General features: G+C 60.6%; 24 protein-coding genes. 15 read left to right on the top strand and 9 right to left on the bottom strand.

Annotated elements, in window-relative coordinates; translation table 11 throughout:
- The first annotated feature begins 4 nt into the window (after positions 1 to 4).
- Positions 5 to 784, top strand: a complete 780-nt coding sequence (locus FJ978_RS07830; protein WP_140571495.1) for a hypothetical protein — start codon at positions 5 to 7, stop codon at positions 782 to 784.
- Between the two features lie 48 nt (positions 785 to 832).
- Here FJ978_RS07830 and FJ978_RS07825 read toward each other — a convergent pair whose 3' ends face one another.
- Both FJ978_RS07825 and FJ978_RS07820 read right to left on the bottom strand, forming a co-directional pair.
- Entirely contained in the window at positions 833 to 2,518 is a 1,686-nt protein-coding gene (locus tag FJ978_RS07825; protein ID WP_140571869.1) for a hypothetical protein, read from the bottom strand.
- Between the two features lie 47 nt (positions 2,519 to 2,565).
- Complete coding sequence (locus FJ978_RS07820; RefSeq protein ID WP_140571494.1) at positions 2,566 to 3,198, bottom strand: hypothetical protein; 633 nt, start codon at positions 3,196 to 3,198, stop codon at positions 2,566 to 2,568.
- A gap of 183 nt (positions 3,199 to 3,381) precedes the next feature.
- Between FJ978_RS07820 and FJ978_RS07815 the strand changes: the two genes are divergently transcribed.
- Positions 3,382 to 3,624, top strand: coding sequence for a hypothetical protein (locus tag FJ978_RS07815; protein WP_140571493.1), 243 nt, complete (start codon positions 3,382 to 3,384; stop codon positions 3,622 to 3,624).
- 259 nt (positions 3,625 to 3,883) lie between these two features.
- Here FJ978_RS07815 and FJ978_RS07810 read toward each other — a convergent pair whose 3' ends face one another.
- On the bottom strand, positions 3,884 to 5,026 hold the full coding sequence (locus FJ978_RS07810; RefSeq protein WP_181180383.1) for a site-specific integrase: 1,143 nt from the start codon (positions 5,024 to 5,026) through the stop codon (positions 3,884 to 3,886).
- Complete coding sequence (locus FJ978_RS07805; RefSeq protein WP_140571491.1) at positions 5,026 to 5,757, bottom strand: hypothetical protein; 732 nt, start codon at positions 5,755 to 5,757, stop codon at positions 5,026 to 5,028. Before FJ978_RS07805 ends, FJ978_RS07810 begins: the two co-directional genes overlap by 1 nt.
- Before the next feature lie 105 nt (positions 5,758 to 5,862).
- Here FJ978_RS07805 and FJ978_RS07800 point away from each other — a divergent pair, with 105 nt between their 5' ends.
- Entirely contained in the window at positions 5,863 to 6,066 is a 204-nt protein-coding gene (locus tag FJ978_RS07800) for a helix-turn-helix domain-containing protein (protein ID WP_181180382.1), read from the top strand.
- Positions 6,067 to 6,113: 47 nt separating this feature from the next.
- On the top strand, positions 6,114 to 6,527 hold the full coding sequence (locus FJ978_RS07795) for a hypothetical protein (RefSeq protein WP_140571489.1): 414 nt from the start codon (positions 6,114 to 6,116) through the stop codon (positions 6,525 to 6,527).
- A gap of 839 nt (positions 6,528 to 7,366) precedes the next feature.
- On the opposite strand, the gene FJ978_RS07790 is transcribed toward FJ978_RS07795, so the two are convergent.
- On the bottom strand, positions 7,367 to 7,654 hold the full coding sequence (locus tag FJ978_RS07790) for a hypothetical protein (RefSeq protein WP_140571487.1): 288 nt from the start codon (positions 7,652 to 7,654) through the stop codon (positions 7,367 to 7,369).
- Positions 7,655 to 7,720: 66 nt separating this feature from the next.
- Between FJ978_RS07790 and FJ978_RS07785 the strand changes: the two genes are divergently transcribed.
- The 9 genes from FJ978_RS07785 (at position 7,721) to FJ978_RS07745 (ending at position 15,849) form a co-directional block, all read left to right on the top strand.
- Complete coding sequence (locus FJ978_RS07785) at positions 7,721 to 8,356, top strand: HK97 family phage prohead protease (protein ID WP_140571485.1); 636 nt, start codon at positions 7,721 to 7,723, stop codon at positions 8,354 to 8,356.
- Positions 8,357 to 8,383: 27 nt separating this feature from the next.
- Positions 8,384 to 9,334 (top strand): hypothetical protein, encoded by a 951-nt coding sequence (locus tag FJ978_RS07780; RefSeq protein WP_140571483.1) that lies wholly within the window; start codon positions 8,384 to 8,386, stop codon positions 9,332 to 9,334.
- A 6-nt stretch (positions 9,335 to 9,340) separates the two neighbouring features.
- On the top strand, positions 9,341 to 10,192 hold the full coding sequence (locus tag FJ978_RS07775) for a hypothetical protein (RefSeq protein ID WP_140571481.1): 852 nt from the start codon (positions 9,341 to 9,343) through the stop codon (positions 10,190 to 10,192).
- A gap of 299 nt (positions 10,193 to 10,491) precedes the next feature.
- Positions 10,492 to 11,106, top strand: coding sequence for a helix-turn-helix domain-containing protein (locus FJ978_RS07770; RefSeq protein ID WP_140571478.1), 615 nt, complete (start codon positions 10,492 to 10,494; stop codon positions 11,104 to 11,106).
- Between the two features lie 4 nt (positions 11,107 to 11,110).
- Positions 11,111 to 11,773, top strand: coding sequence for a DUF6441 family protein (locus FJ978_RS07765; protein WP_140571476.1), 663 nt, complete (start codon positions 11,111 to 11,113; stop codon positions 11,771 to 11,773).
- 2 nt (positions 11,774 to 11,775) lie between these two features.
- Positions 11,776 to 14,547: a phage tail tape measure protein gene (locus FJ978_RS07760; protein WP_140571474.1), complete on the top strand. Its 2,772-nt coding sequence runs from the start codon at positions 11,776 to 11,778 to the stop codon at positions 14,545 to 14,547.
- A 1-nt stretch (position 14,548) separates the two neighbouring features.
- A complete protein-coding gene (locus tag FJ978_RS07755) occupies positions 14,549 to 14,875 on the top strand; it encodes a hypothetical protein (protein ID WP_140571472.1) in 327 nt (108 codons plus the stop codon).
- A 5-nt stretch (positions 14,876 to 14,880) separates the two neighbouring features.
- Complete coding sequence (locus FJ978_RS07750) at positions 14,881 to 15,375, top strand: head decoration protein (RefSeq protein ID WP_140571470.1); 495 nt, start codon at positions 14,881 to 14,883, stop codon at positions 15,373 to 15,375.
- Positions 15,376 to 15,438: 63 nt separating this feature from the next.
- Complete coding sequence (locus FJ978_RS07745) at positions 15,439 to 15,849, top strand: hypothetical protein (RefSeq protein WP_140571468.1); 411 nt, start codon at positions 15,439 to 15,441, stop codon at positions 15,847 to 15,849.
- 290 nt (positions 15,850 to 16,139) lie between these two features.
- Here FJ978_RS07745 and FJ978_RS07740 read toward each other — a convergent pair whose 3' ends face one another.
- Both FJ978_RS07740 and FJ978_RS07735 read right to left on the bottom strand, forming a co-directional pair.
- Positions 16,140 to 16,382 (bottom strand): hypothetical protein, encoded by a 243-nt coding sequence (locus tag FJ978_RS07740; protein WP_140571466.1) that lies wholly within the window; start codon positions 16,380 to 16,382, stop codon positions 16,140 to 16,142.
- Positions 16,372 to 17,715, bottom strand: a complete 1,344-nt coding sequence (locus FJ978_RS07735) for a hypothetical protein (RefSeq protein WP_140571464.1) — start codon at positions 17,713 to 17,715, stop codon at positions 16,372 to 16,374. Before FJ978_RS07735 ends, FJ978_RS07740 begins: the two co-directional genes overlap by 11 nt.
- Positions 17,716 to 17,907: 192 nt before the next feature.
- Here FJ978_RS07735 and FJ978_RS07730 point away from each other — a divergent pair, with 192 nt between their 5' ends.
- Together FJ978_RS07730 and FJ978_RS07725 are read left to right on the top strand one after the other, a co-directional pair.
- On the top strand, positions 17,908 to 18,792 hold the full coding sequence (locus FJ978_RS07730; RefSeq protein WP_140571462.1) for an ATP-dependent DNA ligase: 885 nt from the start codon (positions 17,908 to 17,910) through the stop codon (positions 18,790 to 18,792).
- Positions 18,793 to 18,874: 82 nt separating this feature from the next.
- Positions 18,875 to 19,150: a hypothetical protein gene (locus FJ978_RS07725; RefSeq protein WP_140571460.1), complete on the top strand. Its 276-nt coding sequence runs from the start codon at positions 18,875 to 18,877 to the stop codon at positions 19,148 to 19,150.
- Positions 19,151 to 19,257: 107 nt separating this feature from the next.
- On the opposite strand, the gene FJ978_RS07720 is transcribed toward FJ978_RS07725, so the two are convergent.
- Together FJ978_RS07720 and FJ978_RS07715 are read right to left on the bottom strand one after the other, a co-directional pair.
- On the bottom strand, positions 19,258 to 19,809 hold the full coding sequence (locus tag FJ978_RS07720; protein ID WP_140571458.1) for a hypothetical protein: 552 nt from the start codon (positions 19,807 to 19,809) through the stop codon (positions 19,258 to 19,260).
- Positions 19,810 to 19,891: 82 nt separating this feature from the next.
- The gene (locus FJ978_RS07715; protein ID WP_140571456.1) at positions 19,892 to 20,086 is read right to left on the bottom strand and encodes a hypothetical protein; all 195 of its coding nucleotides are present in this window, start codon (positions 20,084 to 20,086) and stop codon (positions 19,892 to 19,894) included.
- Positions 20,087 to 20,350 lie beyond the last annotated feature (264 nt).

The raw sequence follows: 20,350 nt of genomic DNA, 5'->3' as shown, positions 1-20,350 counted from the left end.
CGTCATGACTTCAACCACATTGGCACGGCGGGAGAAATTCGATATCGGCAGGGTGTTCAACAACACATTTGCTGTAATCGGCCGCAACATCGGGCTCTGCATTGGCCTTGCCGCCGTATTTTCAGGACTGCCGAATCTTGTTTCGCAGCTTGCGCGCCCGGCTGCCCACGCAGTTGGAGATCCGGCTAGTCTTGCCGTGGCGACCGCGAATTACACATTCGGCTATTTCGTCGGCTTCGCGGTGTTTGGAATACTCTATGTCGGTCTTTCGCTTCTGTTGCAGTCCAGTCTCGTTCGAGCGGCGATCGAAGATCTGAACGGCAAGAGACCGAGCTTTGGCGACTGCATCCGCGTGGCGATCCGCAATTTGCTGCCGACGCTTGGGATTGGCCTGCTTGTCGGGCTTGGCGTTGGGTTTGCCTCGATTGCCTTGCTGGTGCCCGGTATCATCCTCTGGCTCGGCTGGTCGGTGTCGATACCGGTGCTTATCCAGGAGCGGCTCGGCGTGTTCGGTTCGATGTCGCGCAGCCGCGCACTGACGAAGGGCAGCCGCTGGGCCCTGTTCGGGCTTTTCCTGGTCCTGATGATCATAGCACTTGTCATCCAGTCGATGAGCGCGGTGGTCATCTATCTCTTCCACGGAATTGCCGCTGCGGTCTTGGGCGCCCTGGTGCAGACCATCGTGTCGATGGTGATCTCCGTCGCCACGGCTGTCAGCTATGTCGAACTGCGCCAGGTCAAGGAAGGCGTCAGCGTCGACGAGTTGGCGGAGATCTTCTCGTAGCGGAAGGTGCCGTTCGCGTCAGCGCGACGGCCCACTTCCGCGACAGCTTCAATGACAGCAGCAATGATCCGCTTGCACGCTCGTCCTGCATAGGCAGGACGAGGTGATCGGCACGTCCGCCTTGGCCGACGCCACGGCAAGACGTGCCTGCAGCGCCTGCAATTCGTCGCTCTCGCCACGCCGTGTCAGGCATTCCACCAGCCCGTGCAGTGCCCAGACATTGTTCGGGTGCTGGGCGCAGCGCTGCACCGTGCCGCTGAGGCCGAGATCGTCGCGGTAGACCTGCTCGGCCTCCTCTGCGTAGTCCTGGTCGAGCAGCAGGGCGGCCAGTGCATGGCGCGGCGGGTGCATCCACGCCCATGGCTCGGTGTAGGAGAGGTTGTCGTCCAGCTCGACCGCTTGCCGCAGATGGCCATAAGCCTCGTCGTGCCGGCCCTGGTGATAAGCAAGCTCGCCATCGAGCAAGGCAGCCCCGACCGCGAGCGAGGCACGGGTGGGATTGCTGAGAAAACGCCGCTCCGGCGCAATGCTTTCCACATGCCGGTGGAACCGCTCACGCTCGCGCTCGGCCTCGGCGAATTGCCTCAGCGTCGCGTACGCGACGCCCTTGGCGTAGTGCTGCATGGCCGCCGTCAGTACATAGAGGCCGGGCTCCGCCGTCACCGGTTCGTCGATGATCTCCCGCCAGCGGCCGAAGCGCACCTCAACATGCGACTTCATCGCGTGATAGCCTTCCACTGTTTGCGTGAGCTTGGGACGATCCTGGATGGCGACCACATCGCGCACGACCAGGCTGCGCACCTTTTCGGCCGCCCACAGCGCCGGCCCGTATTGGCCTGACAACATGCAGGTGAACATCATCAGGTGCAGGTCGTGGCAGCAGCCGAGCAGATAGTAGGTCGGCTCGTTGGCATAGGCGAGATAGAGGTCGTTGGCGCGCACCGCCTTTTCGCTGGCGAGCTTCGCCTTCTCATACTCGCCGCACAGCACATAGATATGGCCGGGCATGTGGTTCATGTGCCCGGCATCGGGGCACATTTGCCCGAGCAGATCCGCCGAGCGCATGCCGCGTTCCGGCATGGTGGACATTTCCAAGAGATGGATATGCAGGTGGACGATCGCCGGATGCTGCGCGATTCCGGCCTCGTCGGCCAACCGGATTGACCGCTCGCACACCTCCAGCGCCTCGATGACATCCGAGTTCGGCGCCGGCGCACCGGTCTTGAGGTTCCACAGCCGCCGCACCGTGCGCATCATCAGCGCCTCGACCAGCAGCGCCATCACGTCATGGTCATCAGGAAAGTCCTGGTAGACCAGCCGCATCGCTGCGGCATAGGCATCGTCCCACTGTTCGAATTCCTGTGGGCTCACCTTGTGCGGCTTCTGGAAACGACAAGCCAGCGCCTCGATCAAGGCCCGTTCGACATCGCTGGCGCCAGCCGCATTGGCGCGCGCCTTCTGCACATGCTTAAAACAGCGCTTCGTCGCGCTGTTTGCCTCGGCCTCGCCATGCTCCTTCCAGGTCAGGTTGTAGAAAGGCCCGGCGGCATAGGCGATGCCCCAATGCACCATCGGACAGTCCGGATCGGTCTCCAGCGCCTTCTCAAAACACTTGATGCCTTCCTCATGGTTGAAGCCGTAGCACCAGTTCAAGCCGATATCGAACCAGCGCTGGGCTTCGGCCGAGCGGGTGGAGATGAGGCGGCGGTAGGTGCCGAGATTGAAGCGGTCCATGTCTTCCATTCAAATTTGATCGTTGTTCTAGATATTACCGCCGCCTTTTAGTCAGTCCCTTCGGGCACCGCTTCATTTTGCCATCCGGCCAGCTCTGGCAGGTCGTCGAGCCAGCTTTTCTCGCTCGTCAAGGCATCGTCGACTTGAGGGGTAGCCTCGGTGGCGTTTTGAATGAGCCAGTCCATCCACTTCCGATAGGCAACCGGATCCAGTTGCGGCGGCAGCACCTTGGCCTTGAGCAGCATCCTCTTGCGGAAACTGGTTTGCCGGCGGAGTTTGGTCGTCGTGAACTTGATGACCTTGCCCTGGTATTCAACCGTCCAGCGGCCATCCCCATGGCTGGCGAGCCTGTCGATGGCAAAACCGGCATCGACAGGCCTATCGCGCCAGGGAAGCTCGACGGCATTCTTCCGCAGGTCGAGTGACCATCGCCTGTAATTGGTCCCGGCACGCTGGGGCGGCAGCACACCGGCCTGTTCGAGTATCTTCCTGCGGAAGGTAGGCTGCTTCTTGAGCTGGCCGGTCGTGAACTCGATCCGGTGCCCGCGAAACTCGACGTGCCAACGGACCCTTCCGTTGCCGACATACTTCACCAGCCTGTCGATGACGAATTCGCCATCGTCAAGCACCGCGCAGCCCTGGCTGATGCTTTCGAGAATGTACTGGCTGTCAGTGACCATTATGGAGCCCAATGCAAAAAACCTTTGCGGAGCTTAGCCCGGCAGCGACTGCCATGACCAACGCGTTATTGCCCTCCGAGGAGGGAGCCGGGTCGGATCAAAGGGATAGGGCCTCGTCCTTTTGAAGGAATCGCAAACCGTGAGAAGCCGGCGTAAGGATTCGTTGCGCACAGTGAGGTCCCCATGTTCTTTGAACCGCTCAATCTGGACGGCCGAAAGCGAAGCGCCGCCCATCATGCAACACGGCTTTCGAAGCTGCACGGCCGGCTGGCGAAGAAGCTCGACCAGGTGGACCATGCGGCCGATCGGGTTGAACATGCGGCGGTCGCTTTGGTCGAGGCCACCCGTCAATCTGCCATGCATGAGAAGATGGCACCTTCGGCAGTTTTCGTGCATCTGGGCGCGAGTCAGACACTCGGTCTGTGAAGCCTCTCGCGCGCTGGGACACAGCGCAAAGAAGAACTTGTCGAAGAGCGCCTGATCGTCGCCGATGGTAGCGCCGACGTTCTGCGGCGCGAAATCAAGAGAAATGCAAATCCCAAGCGAGCTAAGTTTCTGAATTGACTTAGAAAAGTTTGGCTGGGGAACCTGGATTCGAACCAGGACTAACGGAGTCAGAGACAGATTGGTCCGTTGTTTTCGCTATGAAATTTGCCTTCGTGTTGCAACCGTGTTGCAGTCCAAGCTACGAAAGCAGTCTGGCTTCGATCTCGGCGACTGCCGTTTGATCGGCGGCGTCATCCTCGAAAAGGTGGCCGTAGGTGTCGAACGTCACTGTGATCGAGCTATGCCCCATGATTGTCTGTACGCGCTTCGGCGAGAGCTTCTGTTCGATAAACAAGCTCGCCGCCGCATGACGCAGGGCATGGAAATTGTACTTTGCGACTTTAAGCGGTTCGCCGCTGTCGTCCAGCCTGGACGGGTGCAGGCGGTAAAGCTCGGCGTCGACGAGTAGAGGCGTCCAGACGCGCGCAAGAATGTTGTGGTGGTCGAGCGGCGTTCCCTCTTCCGATGGAAAAACCAGGCCGTCGGGACCGTTCGCTACAGATAGACGCTGCTGCTTCAACGCGTTTACTGCCATCGGCGCTAAAGGCACGTCGCGCTCGCCGGCCGATGTCTTCGGCAGGCCGAACTCACCCCATGCGTCGACCCGTCCCTTCACCGTGAGAATGCCGCGCTTCAGATCCACGGCACTCCATTTGAGGCCACGCAGCTCGGAGGCGCGTAGGCCGCTGAATAGTGCGGTGACGATCAGAGCGCGGTGCTTACCCTGCGCCGCGGCAAGTATTTTGCGCAATTCGGGCTTACTCGGAATTTCCGGTCGCTTCGACTTGCGACGGTCGCCGGTCTTCACCTTGGCATCCGACACTGGATTGGTCGCCGCCAGGCCACGCCGCCTTGCATCGACAAAGATGGCGCCGAGAGATCGCACGACGCGTTTGACCATGTCGGGCGATCGCCCCTTCTCCCCCAGATCGTCGGCAAAGGCATGGACTTGTGGCGTGTTGAACTGGCAGAGTTTCTTGGCGCCGATCAGCGGCACGATGTGAATGTTGACATGCTCGGCATAGGCGGCGAGCGTCGAGCGCTCCAAGCTATTGGCTTCGCATCTTGCCAGCCAAAGTTTTGCGGCTTCGCGGATTGTGATCGAGGCGCTGTCGGCAACATGGACACCCAGCTGCAGGTCGCGCCGCACCCTGACCAAATATGCATCGGCGTCCTTGCGCTTGTCGAACTGCTTGGCACGGCGCTTGCCGCCGGCGTCGAAATAATCGGCCAGCCAGCGAACTTCGCCGGAGGGTAGGGTGCGTTTCCGAACCTTGGCCATCAGAACGTGTCCTCCCGATCCAAGCGAGGATCTTTGCCTTCCTCGATCATTTCCTTCTCGATTTCGTGCCTGGCCTGGATGATCATCGCAGCTCGTTTCTGCCCCCACTCTTTCCATTTAGCCGCGTCGTCGTTTTCCAAAGGCCAATCTGAAAGCCCCAACTGGTCCGCCAGCACGTCTTCACGTTCTTTGCGTCGCTGCTCATATTCTCCTCGATGGATCGTTGGCCTGCTCAGCAGGCTCGGTATATCAGCATTGATGTTTCTGAATTTGCTGAATGGTCTGGCCTCATCAGCTTCAACAATATCCTTCCAAACGCTGCGTGCGATGTTGGCCGAGGCGCGGTAGTTCTCCGATGGATCATTCGGTCGATCAGGTGTATCGGCCGGCCTGATCGCTCCGATTGCTGCATTGAACGTTTGGACCACGAAATCGAAAGCATCGCGATCGTTCAGCCACGATCTTGGCGTGAAGGTATCCTGCGCCCGGTCGATGGCAATGCCGAGAATCTGCATCATCCGGAAATTTTCCAAACTTCCAAATCTCCGCTCTATTTCCGGAGGCTCACTCAGTGATGCGGCCAGCTTGGAGTTGATCACTTCGGAAAGCTTTCGGCCCTCTCGATCGGCAATCTCCTCAAGCGTACTTCGCAGGTTTGGCCTGAGGCGAATGGAGAACACTTCGGCTGCCGCTGGTTTTTGTCCGGACGGCTTCGGTCCTCGTTTGCCCACTTTAAGTCTCCAAAACTCGTGTAATACGTTCGTAGTCTCGTTAGCTTTCTCCGTCAACAAATTTCGGATATGTGTCGGGAAATACCGCGAACAATGGAGATCGAAATGGAAGCGCGCAAAGTGACTACCCATCCCGACGCATTGGTGCTGACGCTCCAGGAGGCCGGACTTAAACTCGGATTCTCGAAGAGTGCAGCCTATGCCGCGGCCGCCAGGGGCGACATTCCAACGGTTCGCATCGGAGGTCGTATCAGGGTTCCCAAGGACGCACTCGCTCGCCTTCTTGAGGTGTCGAAGCAGCCGGCCTGATCCGTTTCTAGCCAAGGGTGCGGTGTTCGGTGGAAGAGGTTGGCAAAATGACGGACGACAGCGGGACAGCTATTGATGATCCGATCACCCCAGCCATAAATTGGGGTGAAGTCGCCCATAAGCTTTCGCTCGTAGATCATGCGCGAATCCTTTTCGGCATGCGCGCTGCACGGCAAATGTGGACCGATCTTGGCCTGCCGTCGCCGGCGGCCGATCGCCGGAACAGCGGTGCGCCTGGAGGCGTCATCGATTTTTTGCACGAGGCTACCAGGCAGGACATGTTCGGAGAGATCAAGGCAACTGATCTCCATTCCCTCTATCAATCATGGGCCGAAAGTAGGGGCATTGTGCCTTGTGGTCCGAGCGCTTTCGGGAAGTACGCCGCGCGCGAGCGTATAGCGGTTCGACGGAGTGGCGGCGACACGTTCTATTGCGGGCTTCGACTTAAGGAAGTCCCATGAACTTTGGAGCCAAAATCCCCATCCCCTTGGCTTCGCTTCGCGCGGCGAGAGGTCAGATCGGCCCCATGGGCACTCTCAGCAGGGCCGGTAGTGCCGATTGCGATCATCATGCGCGGGGATCGGCACTCGAAATAACGTCGGCGGATCAAATGGTTATACCGGAAGTGCCGATAGTGCGGCGTTTTGGCGGTTATGCATGCGCGTGTAGGCTAGGCCGACGATGGGTAGGTCGGCTCTCCCTATATGTACGCGCGGTTTTGATGCACTTCCGGCACTGTCTTGCTATTTGGGATGAAGTAGCAAGCGAGAACAATAACTTACCTATTTTCAAATCAGTGCAGATATCCAAAAACAGTGCAGATAAGGCACAAATCAGTGCCGATGTGCGGTTTGACGGGTTCCACCTCTGCAACGGAGGCTGCTGCCGCCGTGGATCGTGAACAAGCCTTGGCTGAATTGCGGCGGATTGCTACGGCGGCCAAGGAGCTGGACCGAGCGGCGACGGCCCTGGAAGCCGCGATCCGCAATGGTTTGCCCTCGGTCCAAGCAGGCCCGTCAGGTTCTCCCAACGCAGATCTTGGAGATGAGGATTGGATCGAACCCTGCGTTGCAGCCGGGAGGGCAAAAAAAAGTGACTCCACCATCAGACGGTACGCCAACGACGTTCGATATCCCGGACTATGCCGAAAGATAGGGGGGCGGTGGAAAATATCGTCTAGGGTGTTGCGACAAATCATAGCCGGGGAGCTGCCCCTGGCGTCCAAGCGCACCAAAGGGCGCTGATGGTGCCGATCCTCGCGCTCCGCCGCTCGACCGGCACCCCAAAAAACCTCACTAAATCAAATTGTTATCCAGATGGTGCCGATGGTGCCGGTCTCTGGCGTGTACGCATATGACTGCGAAGGCGTTGGCATTGGGCGATCGTCTTGGCTCTCATATGCGTTATCGGAGATTACCCTCACCATCGGCACCATCGCGACCTTTGGTCTTAATTTGCTTGCGAAAGCAATGACTTGCTGAAGTCCAAGAGGGTGCAGGAAGGGAAAAAGGGTGCCGATGGTGCTGGTCTTGATCTTGCAGCCAGCGAAACTGGCATTTTCGCGCGCGTTTTGCGCGTTTCGAGGCATGGCGCGTGCGCGTTTCGTGCCGCACCGTTCTCGCGACGAACGAACTGATTTGCGAGACGATCCATCATGGCGGACATCATCCAGTTGCCACAGTTCCAGCGGGCCGCCGCTGTGCGCAGTGCATCGTTCGACAAAGGCGCGAATACGGTCGACGTCATCTGGACCACAGGCGCCACGGTTCGCCGGCGATCCTGGGAGAACGGCGAATTCGACGAAGAGCTTGTTGTTTCGAATTCGACCACACGGCTTGGTCGCCTCAACAGCGGCGCCCCGTTCCTCGATACACACTCCAGCTCGAATCTTGCTGCTGTGATCGGCTCGGTGGTGCCTGGCAGCGCCCGTCTGGAAAGCGGCCAGGGCTTGGCGAAGATCAAGCTTAGCGGGCGATCCGAGGCTGCCGGCGTCGTCAAGGACATATCCGAGGGTGTGATCCGAAACGTTTCCGTCGGCTACCGGGTGTTGATGGTCGAGAAAACCGAACGCCGTGGCGACGTTCCCCTGCATCGCGTGATCGACTGGGAGCCATGGGAGATCTCGGCGGTACCTATCGGCGCCGATGCTGGCGCTCACATTCGCGCGCAGCGTGGCGAGACACTCTTCACCTGCAAGATCCTCGAAGGGCGGGACCTCGTCCAAGCCATTCGCAACCGCATGCTGCGCTCGCAACTGGAAATGGAACAACGGCTCGCCGGCATTCGCTGAGCGCTGTGAACCTGAAAGGCCACTCGGATGGACATCAAACTGAATTGGAAAGACTTCGTAGCAGTCGTGCGCAAGCCGAAGTCCGGCGCAGACGAGGTAAGGGCCAAACTGGCGCTGATTGACATCGACGCGATGGAGAGCCGGGCGTCTGAGCTTGAAGCGAAACGCCGCGCCTTGCTCGGCAGCGGTGAGGACAGCGACATCGACGCGATCGAGGCAGAGATCGTCAAAGCCAATCGTGACATCGAACGCGCCACCGCCATTCAGGAGGATCTGCAGAAGCGCCTTGCGGCCATCGAGGCGGAACAGACGCGCGCAGATCGGGAGAAGTTGTACGCACAGGCCGCGGCGCTGTCGACGCCAAAGAGGGTGGCCGAGATCGAGCAGCGATACGAAGCGCTAGGGAAGGCAGCTGTGGACCTCATCCGCGAGATCGCAGAGGCGGAAATTGCCATCAATGCTGCCAACGCCAACTTGCCGGACGACGCGACGCGTCTGCCTTCGTTCGAGTTGATCATGCGGGGTTTACCTGGCGAGCCCGAGCAGAGGGGCAAATCCAAGCTGCTTCCCATGACCTGGTACTACACCAAAGACGCCGAAGGCTGGGGCAAGGTAGAGGCACAATACGTTGACCGGATAGTGCCAAAAGCAGATGGGAAGACCGGCAAGCTACCTCGCGGCGGCGGCAACGACCTTGATGTCGAACTGCGGCAGTTCCGCGAGGTGGAAATCCTTGTCGAGCGGGGATGGGCTCAGCCGGTTCCGCTCGCCGCCTCGATCAAGCTGCCTGCCTTTCACGTCGGCGAGGCGGATGTTTGGGTGCCCTGGGGAAACACCGGCTTCATGTGTGAAATCGGCCAGGATGCATCGGCCATCCTCGATCGCATCGAGACGGCAAAGCGCGAGCGTCTGAGGCCTGCCGTTGATCCGAGGATCGACCGCAATACGCGCACCATCCTCGAACGCGTCGACGTGTGACCGAAAATGGCTGCCGATCCTAACGTCCTGGCATTTCGTCCGACCGATATTTCGGCCAGCCGGCTGTTTGTCGTGGCCCATCATGAAGCAGGCCACGCGGTCGCCGCTTCCAAGCTGGGTTGGACGATAGAGCACCTGACGACGATCCCAGGATGTGACGATCGGGGAGCATTCGACGGGCAGGTGCACTTTGACAAGAGACCACGCCATCAGATCCAGGACAGGGATCTCAGAATAGCATTCGCTCGCCAGAAAATGACGGAAGATCTGATCATCACCATGGCTGGTGCGGCAGCTCAAAGAAAGGTGGCGCCGCGGTCAAGGGTGCCGGCGAGCGCGAGGAGTGATGAGGAGACAACCTGCAACCTGCTTGCGCTAGCGGCAACGAGCTTCAAGAGCGAGATCGCCATGCGCCGGTTCTGTGCGATTGAAGCGCGAGAGCTGATCGCGCGAAACTGGCCGGCGGTGGAGGCTGTAGCTGCTGCCGCCATCAAGGAGCGTTGGCTGAGCGGCCAGAGAATTGGGGATCTGATCGGCCAGGTGGACGCGGCGCAAGCCGATGCCAACAGCAGGTATCTTGAGGAACATGGATTGCCAGACGCCGGGCACGTCATGGCGGTGTGCGAGCAAGGACGACGCCGCGCCAAGGGTGTCTCTCGCCAGCAAATCGCCAATGGTGCGCTTACGGCAGTCCTTGATCACTTGGCGTTTGGCAGACCGCTGAACCATGCGGCAATTGCAGAGGCCGTTGAGATCGACGCGTGGTGGAGGCACCTCGACACGGTGCTCGCAGCCGACAAGTTGAACGCACTGGTGGACCAGCACCGCACCGCCTTTCGGCACACGGTGAAACCATGACCAGCAGGCCGGTCTTCGTTGCACCACGCAAGATGCCGAGGCGGGCAGGGCGGTTGGTCGCAACGTTGGTCTCTGCATTGGTTGGCGGCCCTATGTCATGGCTGCTGATGCTGCTGTCAGCGAGTGATTGTCTCGCCGACGAATTCGAAAGCGGCCGACCCATCCTTCTCGCTTGCTTGCTGTGGCGCCAGCCATGATCAGCACACCCCCCTGCCTTGGGTCCTTCCCCGCTTCAAACCGTATGCGGGACGGCGTAGCCCGAGGGTTCGCTAGTCAGAGGGGTTGGAAACGTGGTTGACATGTTGACGGAAGTTGACGGCGAGGAAATCGGCTTGTGGTTGACGCTCGCCGAGATCGCCCGGCGCCGAGGCGTCAGCCGCGCGGCCATCTCAAAGCGCGTCAAGCGCCTGGCGGCCGAAGGGTCCATCGAGACTAAGCCGGGAGCTGGCGGAACCATCACGGTCGAACTCGCTGCCTTCGACCTGGCGACCAATGAACAAACGCCGATTGATGAAGGCCGAGCGCCTCCGGCCGTCACGCAGCATTCGCGACGATCGCCAAAGCCACAAGGCGCAGCTGCCGACAAGGTCAAATACGAAGCGGCCTTGCGTCGGCTCGACTACGAAGAGCGCATCAAAAACCTGGTGCCGATCAAGCAGGTCGAGGACGCCATGGTGCGGGCGGGCGAGGCGATCGTGCGCGCGATCGACCTGTCGAATTTCGCGGGCGATCTGCTGATAGCGGCGCGGGAAGGTGAGCCGGCAGTGCGCCGCAAGTTGCGAGAAATCAAGGATCGCATCCAGCGCCAAGCTGCCGACGCCCTGGTGCTGCTGGCGAAGGAGGGTGAGACCCAGGAGCGGGCCGGCGGCGTTGAATTTGACTTAGGCGAAATCGATCAAAGAGAGGATCGCTGAGAGCATGGTCGGCAAACTTCGCTTTCGCATGACCGCGCCGGCCGGTGCGTTCGAACGCGCGATGCAGCGCAACCAAGGCATCATGGCCAAGGCAGCGCAAGGCGCGATGAACCAGGCCGCGACGAACATTAAGCGGGAAGGTCGCGCCGACATCAAGGGCGCCGGCTTTTCGAACCGGTTTGCGAACAGTTTCCGCGCCAACGTTTACCCAAAGGGCGGCCAGGCCTCGGTCGGTGCCGCCGCACTCATCTTCGACACGATCAAATACGCCGACATCTTCGAAACCGGTGGGAGCGTTCACGGCAAGCCGATGCTGTGGCTTCCGTTGCCGACCGCGCCCAAGAGGATAGGGCGCCAACGCATGACGCCGGCTCTCTACATCCGCCAGATCGGGCCGTTGTTCACAATCAACCGGGAAGGCAAGCCGCCACTCCTGGCCGCCAATATCGGCATCTCTGCGCGACAACGGGCGAGCGGCAGCGTTGGCAAGATCACCAACGCCAGGCTGCGCAAGGGCGCCGCCGGTGGCGGGCCGAAACAAGTCGTTCCGCTCTTCGTCGGCGTCGACGACGTCACCCTAAAAAAGCGGTTCAACCTGCGCAGAATAACCGCGGCGAACGCCGCAAAGCTCGGCCAGTACTTCGCCGAAAACCTCAAGGACGAATGACCATGGCAAATGAGATCAAGACACGTTTGTCCTTCGATGGCGTCGCCGGCATCGTTGCTGATTTGAAGGCACTCGGCGCGGCTGGGGAACGGGCTTTCAAGGACATCCAATCCGCCGTGAACAAGGCTGATCTTGCCAAGTTCTCGGCGTCGCTCGGCAAGGCTCGCAGCGATATCACCTCATTCGTCCGAAACGTCGCCCTGCTTGGCGCCGGCATCACTGCGGCCGTGGGCGGTGCCAGTGTGGCACTGCTCGATGTGGCCAAGTCGTCTGGCGAGGCCGCCGACCAGGCGGGCAAGGCCGCCCAAAGCGCCGGAATCACCACAGAGGCGTACACCAAGCTCGCCTTCGCGGCCAAGATGTCGAACGTAGAGCAGGGCAACTTCGATGCCGGCATGGCCAAGTTGAACAAGACGATTGGCGCCGCTGCTCAGGGCTCGAAACAGGCGGTCGGCCTGTTCCAGAAACTGGGCGTCTCCCTTCGCGATTCTGCCGGCAACCTGCGCTCGCCAGACGCCATCCTGCTCGACGTCGCTGACGCCTTTTCGAAGTTACCTGACGGCGCTTTGAAAAGCGCATTGGCGATCCAGTTATTCGGCAAGGCCGGCGCCCAGCTGTTGCCGTTCCTCAATGAGGGCAAGCGCGGACTGATCGACCTCGGCGCCGAAGCCAAGGCTCTGGGCGTCACGCTGACCGATGCCCAGGCAAAGATCGGCGACAACCTTGGCGATGCACTCGATAGCGTCTCGGCCGCCGCGCGCGGCGTGAAGCTGCAGCTCGGTCTGCTGTTCGCTCCTGCGATCACCCAGGCGGCGACGGCGCTGACCGAGCGCATCAAGGCGCTGCGGCCGGCCATCCAGGGCTTTGCCCAGGACATCGCCGACAAGGCCTTGCCGGTCATGCTCGACTTCGTCAACGCGCTGACGGGCAACGATGCCAAGGTGCAGAACCGTTGGGTGCTGGAATGGCGCGACGACGCGATCGCCTTTGGTCAATCGATGCAGCAGGCGTTCACCATCGTGATCGGCGTGCTGAACGATTTTCGCGTGGTGCTCGACAAGGTTGCCATCGGCGTCAATGCCGTGTTCGGAACCAATGTTTCGGGCGACGCAATCGGCCTGGTGCTTTTGGCCGGCCAGGCGACAGGAGCATTTCGAGCGCTGTATAGCGCCGTCATCGCGGCGAAGGATGGTATCGTCCTGCTGTTCGGGCTCGCCCGAGCCAATCCCTGGATTGCGGCGATCACGGCAATTGGCGGCGGCATCCTGCTTTGGGCGACGCGCACCGACCAGGCTACGGCGGCCCTGCAGCGGCACGAGGGCCAGGTTGAAGGTGTCAAGAACGCCTATCTGCAAGCCGGCAATGCCGTCAAAAACATGACGGACGAGATTCGCAACGGGTTGATCCTGAAGACGCGCGATGCGCTCGGCGACCTGGTGCCGGCGCTCGAGGCGGAGATGAAACGCCTGCGCGACCTCGCCGCCGCGCCAGCCAAGGAAAACCCGTTCAGCCAGGCCTTGAAGGACTTCGCCGCCGGCGGCGGCCTCGACGCCTATCTGAAGGCGGTCGCCGCCATCGGCGCCGCCAATCCGAAATTGAACGATGCGGCTGTCGCCTTCCTGAAGCTGGCGGAAAGCGCCAAGTCGCTACAGGATCAGATCAAGCCGTCAGCCGATTTCCTCGACCTGCTGACCGGCAAGATCACCGACGCGCAGTTCCAGGCGAGGCAAGCCGGCGCCGGCTTCCAGGCGCTCGGCACCGATGCCAACGCTGGACTGAAGAATGCCGGCGCAGCCGTCGACGAGACCAAAGGCAAGGTCGAGGCTCTCGGCAAGACGATCGAGGTTTTCCGGGGCGGTGGCGCCGGCATCACGAAACAGACGTTTTCGGTCATCGACGGCGTTGCGCATGCCGTCGACGAAAGCAAGAAATCGATCGACGATCTTGGCAGCGCCTCACAAGACGCCGGTGATTCCATCGACAGCGGCATCACGAATTCGATCAGCAAGATCGCACCGGCCGCCGAGGAGGCGGCATCCGGTTTCAACAGCTCACTAGGCAGTCTCGACGCCGGCGCCGCCCAGCAGGCCGCCGAGGCGGTCGTGGCGCCGTTCGAGACACTGCCCGGAAAGTTTTCCACCATCCTCAACGGCGTACGCGCCTTGCTGCAGGGTGGCTTCGCCGGGCTGGGCGGCATCGTCACCAGTCTCGCCGGCCAGGTGGAGAGCGCGATTGCGCGGATCCTCTCGGCGCTACGCCAGGCAGCCGCCGCAGCCGCCCAGCTGCGCGCTGCGGCCGGCGGCGATGGCTCGCTGGCCTCGACCGCCGGGGGCTCGCATGGCGGCTTTGCCGAGGGCGGTCTGATCCGCGGCGCCGGCGGTCCGAAGTCCGACAACATCCTGGCATGGCTCAGCCCCGGCGAATTCGTATTGCGGGCCGCCGCCGTCAGGAAGCTTGGCCTCGACGCCGTCGCCATGCTCAATCAGGGCGTGCTGCCGTCGCTCAAGGGCCTGCGAGGCTTCAGCCTGGGCGGCGTCGTCGACAATCTAAATCGCTCGCTGGTGGTCCCGCGCTTTGCCAGCGGCGGCCTTGCTAGCATGAGCCTGGCGCCGGCGGCTTCGGCATCTTCGAACAGGACGCCGCTGCTCCTGCAGTTCAATAGCGGCCAACAGATCGACGACATTACGATCGGCAACATCGCGATGAACCAGCTGCAAAGGGAGCTGATTAGGCATTCGCAAACTAGTACTGGCCGCAAACCGGGGTGGAGATAACATGGGCGATTCAAACATGATGCCCGACTTCGATCCGAGCACGATTCCGCAGGCCTACGACCCGCAGAACCCGCAAGTGCGAGCAAATCAGGCGGAATTCCAACATCAGTTCGGCGACTTCAAGGCCCATCACATCATGGGTTTTCGCTTGGGGCCTGCGCCGAAAGGCGAGTGGGTCGGAATGCGTTTTGACATGGAGGACGGCACGACCGTCAGCGTGTCGGTGCCGTTCACCTTATGGCAGGCCTTCGGCAATGAGTACGTCCTGGCAATGATGTCGGCGGCTCAGATCGCCTCGGCCGCCTACGGCAAGGAAGGCGAGGCGTGATCGCTATGACGATCGACTATGAAGGCGCGCGCCAAAGATATGTTGAATTCCAAGAGCAACGGCGCATCGATACCCTGGCAAAGAGCGCCGCTGTTCAAACACTCCGGCGAACTAAGGCGGACCGCCGTCGCCTGCTATGGGGCTATCCCAGTTTCCTGATTAGCGAGGAAGCGGACTTCAAATCTCGCGAGGCAGCAACCGTCGCCGCTGGCCAGAATCTCGTCGCTGGCCAGGTGGTGGAATTTTCGGCTGGCAAGCTGGTTGCATGCAGCGGTGAGACTGACATCGCCGGCAACCTGGTCACCGACGTTATCGGCATTCTGCTGAAGGCGGTCGATGCGACCGAAGGCGATGTTGCTGACTGCGCCTATGTCGCGCGCGCGGCTGATGCAAGGGACGATCTGCTCAAATATCCGCTGGCGCCAGGCGTGAAGAGAGCTGTGGTTGCAAGCCTTAAGAAAATTCGCATTCGCGCACGGCCGCGGCGAATAGGTGAGTGAGGGCGGCCCTTTGGTCCGCGCTGTTGTAACGGCTGAAAACGAAACCACGAAAGGAAACACACAATGCCCGATTTGCTATCCATCGCACCCCTGACTGAGACGGTGCCCGTGCGCGGCGTCGCCGCCGTTGTACGCGGCGTCGCCGTCCAGTCGATCGCCGACCTGCTTGCTCGCTTCCCAGACCTGCGCAAGATGTGGGCGTCCGGACAGTGGGACTATGCCAAGCTGCTCGGCATGACCGATGAGATTCTGGCGGCGGTCGTTTCGGCTGGCGTCGAAGGCCTCGACGAGGCCAACGCCGCCAACCTGGCGCTAGACGAAAAGGCCGAACTGCTCGCTGCGATCCTGCGCGTGACCATGCCGCGGGGCCCAGCCCCTTTCGCGGCGTCGCTGACCGCTCTGATGGGCACGGTCGGCGGCGCAGCATCGCCCGTGGCGCCGGCTACGACCTTGCGCGCGCGGTCGAACGCCTGATCGCCAACGGCCACCAGGCGGCCGATGTCTGGCGCTACACACCGCGCCAGATCATCGGCTTCCTGGCCTTCGCCTCGACGCGCCGGAGGCACGACGCCGCCGAGGCGCTGTCGATCGGCGCCATGGCCGCGCGCGGCGACCCGAAGGAGTTGAAGAAACAGATCGAGAAGCTGGGGCGGGATTGAATGGCCTACAAGCTCATCTTTGTCATCGCCTGCGCCACGGTGCTGGCGATGACTTGGTGGCCTTGGTAGGGCGTTTGCTGGCGGCGCGTTTAGACGCGTCTCCTGCTACTGCATCGGCGTCGGATCGAACGGATCGTCTATTGCATCCATCGGATCGCAGCCGAGTTCATTGGCGAGGGCGATTGCCTCTTCGTCCGTCAGCCAGGTTCCCCGTCCGTCTTCGAGGCGTAGGCAACGCCTGCGATACTTGAGCAGGTAGAGATGATGCTGCTCGTCGACCACGCGTTCGTGGCCGAGATTCAAGCAGTCGGCAAAAAGGATTCGCTCACCGTCAATGTCAATCCACATCAGATGAAACCGTCTTGTTTGGTAACTGAAACGGCCCGGCGGCAGCGTCGCGCGGGCCAAAGGTGATGTCGACCCAATCGTCATCACCTGGTCGACCGCTTACAAGCTCAGTCTTGACGATCATCCGCCCATCCCGGTGGCATTGCGCCAACCTTTCTGAGATCCCCGGACGATCGTCGTCGCCGTCCAAGATCGATCGAGCGTTGCCACCGGCGAGTATTTCGCCGAGCGACCGCGCTGGAATTCGAAATTTGTCTTCTCCCATAGACGTCCAGCCTCCTCGAAAACCGATGCTTTTGGCCGTTTTCATGCGATTGGCGTAAGCGCTTTCAATGTTCTGGAGCGGGGGATCGAGTTTGGCCAGCGCTTCCTGCACCAGACGATCGACTTTGTCGCGAGGGGCCTCATCGCGAGCTATGACGCTATGGCTGACCTTGTAAGTCGCTCGTCGTGATCTTAGCGAGCGCGCCATCCAATCTGGCGGATCACGGTCCTGCTCTACGGAAAGGACGACGACGAAGTCGAGCCACGAAGACGAAGCGATATAGCGCCGCACTATGTCATGTATCGGATAGGTTTTGTGGGCAGCGCCCTTCGTCCAAAGTTCGGTGCCTCCGTCACAAAGGTAGACACCTCTGAGCGACCCTTCCGGTGCTGCTTCCAATTGCGGCCGCGCCCCATCGAGAGCGCTTTTCGCTACAGAATCGACCTCGCGGTCGTGTCTGCGATGCGTCGTGAAATGCGCTGAATTCCAGGCAAGCGTGGGGCGGTCGTGGCGACCCGGCTCGAATGATATTTTGGTGGGCACCTCGTCGAAAACGACTGAATGTTCAAAGGGATGTTTAAAGTCGCCGCCCTTCAGTCTGAGGTCCAAGGCGATTTTCTTGGTGATTTGGGCAACATCGGCTTTCGGCGGCAGCGCCGGAACGGACACCAGGTGGCCATCAATGGTCTCCTTGCGCGAACCGAAAACAACAGAATAGTCCCCCTTTACGGGCAAGCGCCGCAATATCTGGTCCGATAGGCACTCCATGAAGAATCCAACTGGATAGTCACGGTGAGCCTGATCATCCGAAATCGATTTTATGTCGGTGTAAATCAGGTGCTCTGACAACAGAAGATCCGGCTTCTTGCCGTTGGCAAGCGTCGGCTCGATTTCCACCTTGTGCGCTAGGATATGACCAGCGAGGAGATAGAGCTCCCAGACACCAGGGATGCCGTTTTTGTTCGGTTTCTCTATGTCGCGGACAAGTGAACGCAACTGCGGGTCCGGCATATGGCCAGAGACAGTGTCGATGGCAGTTTGCAGCGTACGTCGGGAAAAGATGAGCATCGAAATCCTGTCGCCTGCGCTCAAAAAACCTCAATCAAAATGCAGTCCGTCAAACCTCAATATCTAGTGCAAATTTTCGCCGATAGAAGTGCGGCGCTTCTGCGTTTCCCGACGGGGTCATATCAGTCACCGCTAACGGAACTGAAACGACCATGCGATATTGAATCAAATTCGAGTTGCGTGGGAGTTCCAATGCGTAAGCTTGCGGGCGGGGAGGTCCGGCTGTCGTTCATTCCTCCGTTGATGCCGACGCTCGTCGAAAAGCCGCCGGAGGGCGACGGCTGGTCGCACGAGGTCAAGTTCGACGGCTACCGCTCGCAGATCATCATCGACGAGGAAGGCGTGCGGATCTTCACCCGGCGCGGCCTCGACTGGACGTCGAAGTACCGCGACCTCGCCGCTGTCGCGGCTTCGCTCGGCGTCGAGTGCGCCATCCTCGACGGCGAGATCATTGTCTTGAACGATGCCGGCCTGTCCGACTTTGGCGCGCTGCGCAAGGCGATCACCCGCCGCCAGCACGACCTATATTTCGTTGCCTTCGATCTGCTCTACCTCAACGGCCACGATCTACGAGACATGCCGTTGGAGGATCGGCGCGAGATCCTCGCCGAGATGATCCCAGCCGGTGGACGCATCCAATTCAGCGAGGCGCTGCCGGGGACTGGCGCAGCGGTGTTTCACCTCGTCGACCAGGCCGGGCTTGAGGGCATGGTTTCAAAGCGCAAGGACAGCAAATATCGCAGCGGACCCTCGACCAGCTGGCTTAAAGCGAAATGCTACGCGGTCGGCGAGTTTGATTTGCTCGGCATCGAGCGGGAGCCTGGCAAGCCGGCCTTCGCTCTCATGGCCGAGCGCGGCACCGGGCGCTATGTCGGCTCTGCATTCATCACCTTGAACCGCGAGATGCGCGAACGCCTCTGGCAGCGTGTCCAGCAACACGCAGGCGCCGCACCCAAGGGCATGAAGCGACCGGCGACGCAATGGGTCAAGCCGGGGCTGATCGGCCGCGTGAAGCACCTGCGCGGCGAGGAAGACCTGCGGCATGCATCACTGCAGGATTTCCGGGAAGAAACGTAGCAGGGCACTTGCCGGCGCCATCGAGATGAGGAATATAATCCTCCGTTGCGGCGAACCCTTCAACGGAGATCGCCTGTCCCCCATGACCATGAAATATCCGTTTGTCGAGAACACCCTCGGCAAGAAGCTGCAGAGCGGCACAGGGCTTTCGGTCGACTGCATGACCTGCCACCGCAACGTCAAGCTAGACCTTCAGGCGCTCGTCGATCGCCTGGGCGAAGATCACGGCTGCATGCACTGGGACTTGATAAAGGTGCTGTTCTGCCAGCCTTGCCGCGACGCAGGGCGAGGGGATCGAAACCTGGCCTTCACCAATCACGCGCTGACGCCTGAACAGCGCTCAACGGGTGCTCCCTGACGCCGCGTGTACACGGCGATGCACAGCTTGGCGCTGTGATGGTCGGCGGGGTTCGGCGGCTGATCTGTAAGGGCGCTCGGTGGCGGTGCGCCTAGGCGGCGGCGCAGTCAACCTTGATGTTGATCGTCCTGTGCGGCTTCATGCTTTGGCGGCTGTTGCATGTGTTCGGGCCATAGAATGGGCCGATCCGGCCATTTGAAACTGGCCTCCAGCCACAACAGACATTTCCGCGTGTATTCGAAATAGGTTTCCTGCGTTTTGAGAAGAGCCAGGTCGATGAGCTTCCACCGCATCTTCCCGTCCGGTTTCCAGGAAATGTCCCTGGCGTTGGTGAACATCATTCTACCCTGCATGTGCACCCATTGAGCGTGCGCATATTGATTGCGCACCGCCTTACAGTAGCGCATCGCGCCGATCGCCTCGGCGAACTTGGCCTCGTGGCCCTTTGCCACCATGACATGGCGGACCAGGCGGCTCACGACGTCAAGGCGCGTCCCTTCGTTATCGATGGCATGCAGCGCGTCCAAAACAGCAAACTGTTCGCCCAGGGCAAGGCCGCCGACAAAGCATAGAGAAATATCGAGTTCGCTGTAGCCGATAACCATCAGTCCGATGAGGTTCGACTCAATGGGGAACGCTTGGTGCGTGGGATTGATCATTTTGTTGGTCCGAGTAACGGGACGCGAAAGCCCTCTGCGCCAGCGCGAACGCCGGCCGGCGCAGAGAGTAGTAAGTCTCAGCCTAGTGGCTGCGTCGGTCGGCTTCCTGTTTGCTGCCGACGTGCTTGCGCTCTTTCAGCACCTCGTTGATTCGAGCTGGGTTCACATGGAACTCAGCCGCGATCTGGTGCTGATACCAGCCTTGGCGGCGAAGAAGCCACACTTCGATGGCTGCATCGAAGTCGATCGACTGGGTAGGGTGCGGATTTTCGGTCAATTGGGTCTCCTTTATTTGACCTAAAGACGCCCCAAGGCTTGACCGACGCGGTTCGACGGGACAGTTTGTACCCGCTTGACATAAGCCGCCTCCTGCGCCTTGGGGTAACCAATGCAGGATGTGATTTCGAGAAGCCGTCGGGGGAGGCAATCCGCGGCGGCTTCTCTTCAATCACAAGATCGCCATCGAGCGTATTGATGGGGAGTCACGCGTCAAGCACTCGGCAACGAGTGTTAACAGGCGGTATGTTCCTGTTTTGATCCA

The sequence above is a fragment of the Mesorhizobium sp. B1-1-7 genome (assembly GCF_006442705.1).
Taxonomy (GTDB): domain Bacteria; phylum Pseudomonadota; class Alphaproteobacteria; order Rhizobiales; family Rhizobiaceae; genus Mesorhizobium; species Mesorhizobium opportunistum.
The sequence above is the reverse complement of the archived record's forward strand: the minus strand, read 5'-3'. Positions and strand labels throughout refer to the sequence as shown.

Excerpts from the sequence above, each read along its gene's own strand:
- FJ978_RS07830 (WP_140571495.1), top strand. The coding sequence starts at position 5 with ATGACTTCAACCACATTGGCACGGCGGGAGAAATTCGATATCGGCAGG.
- FJ978_RS07825 (WP_140571869.1), bottom strand. The coding sequence starts at position 2,518 with ATGGACCGCTTCAATCTCGGCACCTACCGCCGCCTCATCTCCACCCGC.
- FJ978_RS07820 (WP_140571494.1), bottom strand. The coding sequence starts at position 3,198 with ATGGTCACTGACAGCCAGTACATTCTCGAAAGCATCAGCCAGGGCTGC.
- FJ978_RS07815 (WP_140571493.1), top strand. The coding sequence starts at position 3,382 with ATGTTCTTTGAACCGCTCAATCTGGACGGCCGAAAGCGAAGCGCCGCC.
- FJ978_RS07810 (WP_181180383.1), bottom strand. The coding sequence starts at position 5,026 with ATGGCCAAGGTTCGGAAACGCACCCTACCCTCCGGCGAAGTTCGCTGG.
- FJ978_RS07800 (WP_181180382.1), top strand. The coding sequence starts at position 5,863 with ATGGAAGCGCGCAAAGTGACTACCCATCCCGACGCATTGGTGCTGACG.
- FJ978_RS07795 (WP_140571489.1), top strand. The coding sequence starts at position 6,114 with ATGACGGACGACAGCGGGACAGCTATTGATGATCCGATCACCCCAGCC.
- FJ978_RS07790 (WP_140571487.1), bottom strand. The coding sequence starts at position 7,654 with ATGCCTCGAAACGCGCAAAACGCGCGCGAAAATGCCAGTTTCGCTGGC.
- FJ978_RS07785 (WP_140571485.1), top strand. The coding sequence starts at position 7,721 with ATGGCGGACATCATCCAGTTGCCACAGTTCCAGCGGGCCGCCGCTGTG.
- FJ978_RS07780 (WP_140571483.1), top strand. The coding sequence starts at position 8,384 with ATGGACATCAAACTGAATTGGAAAGACTTCGTAGCAGTCGTGCGCAAG.
- FJ978_RS07775 (WP_140571481.1), top strand. The coding sequence starts at position 9,341 with ATGGCTGCCGATCCTAACGTCCTGGCATTTCGTCCGACCGATATTTCG.
- FJ978_RS07770 (WP_140571478.1), top strand. The coding sequence starts at position 10,492 with ATGTTGACGGAAGTTGACGGCGAGGAAATCGGCTTGTGGTTGACGCTC.
- FJ978_RS07765 (WP_140571476.1), top strand. The coding sequence starts at position 11,111 with ATGGTCGGCAAACTTCGCTTTCGCATGACCGCGCCGGCCGGTGCGTTC.
- FJ978_RS07760 (WP_140571474.1), top strand. The coding sequence starts at position 11,776 with ATGGCAAATGAGATCAAGACACGTTTGTCCTTCGATGGCGTCGCCGGC.
- FJ978_RS07755 (WP_140571472.1), top strand. The coding sequence starts at position 14,549 with ATGGGCGATTCAAACATGATGCCCGACTTCGATCCGAGCACGATTCCG.
- FJ978_RS07750 (WP_140571470.1), top strand. The coding sequence starts at position 14,881 with ATGACGATCGACTATGAAGGCGCGCGCCAAAGATATGTTGAATTCCAA.
- FJ978_RS07745 (WP_140571468.1), top strand. The coding sequence starts at position 15,439 with ATGCCCGATTTGCTATCCATCGCACCCCTGACTGAGACGGTGCCCGTG.
- FJ978_RS07740 (WP_140571466.1), bottom strand. The coding sequence starts at position 16,382 with ATGTGGATTGACATTGACGGTGAGCGAATCCTTTTTGCCGACTGCTTG.
- FJ978_RS07735 (WP_140571464.1), bottom strand. The coding sequence starts at position 17,715 with ATGCTCATCTTTTCCCGACGTACGCTGCAAACTGCCATCGACACTGTC.
- FJ978_RS07730 (WP_140571462.1), top strand. The coding sequence starts at position 17,908 with ATGCGTAAGCTTGCGGGCGGGGAGGTCCGGCTGTCGTTCATTCCTCCG.
- FJ978_RS07725 (WP_140571460.1), top strand. The coding sequence starts at position 18,875 with ATGACCATGAAATATCCGTTTGTCGAGAACACCCTCGGCAAGAAGCTG.
- FJ978_RS07720 (WP_140571458.1), bottom strand. The coding sequence starts at position 19,809 with ATGATCAATCCCACGCACCAAGCGTTCCCCATTGAGTCGAACCTCATC.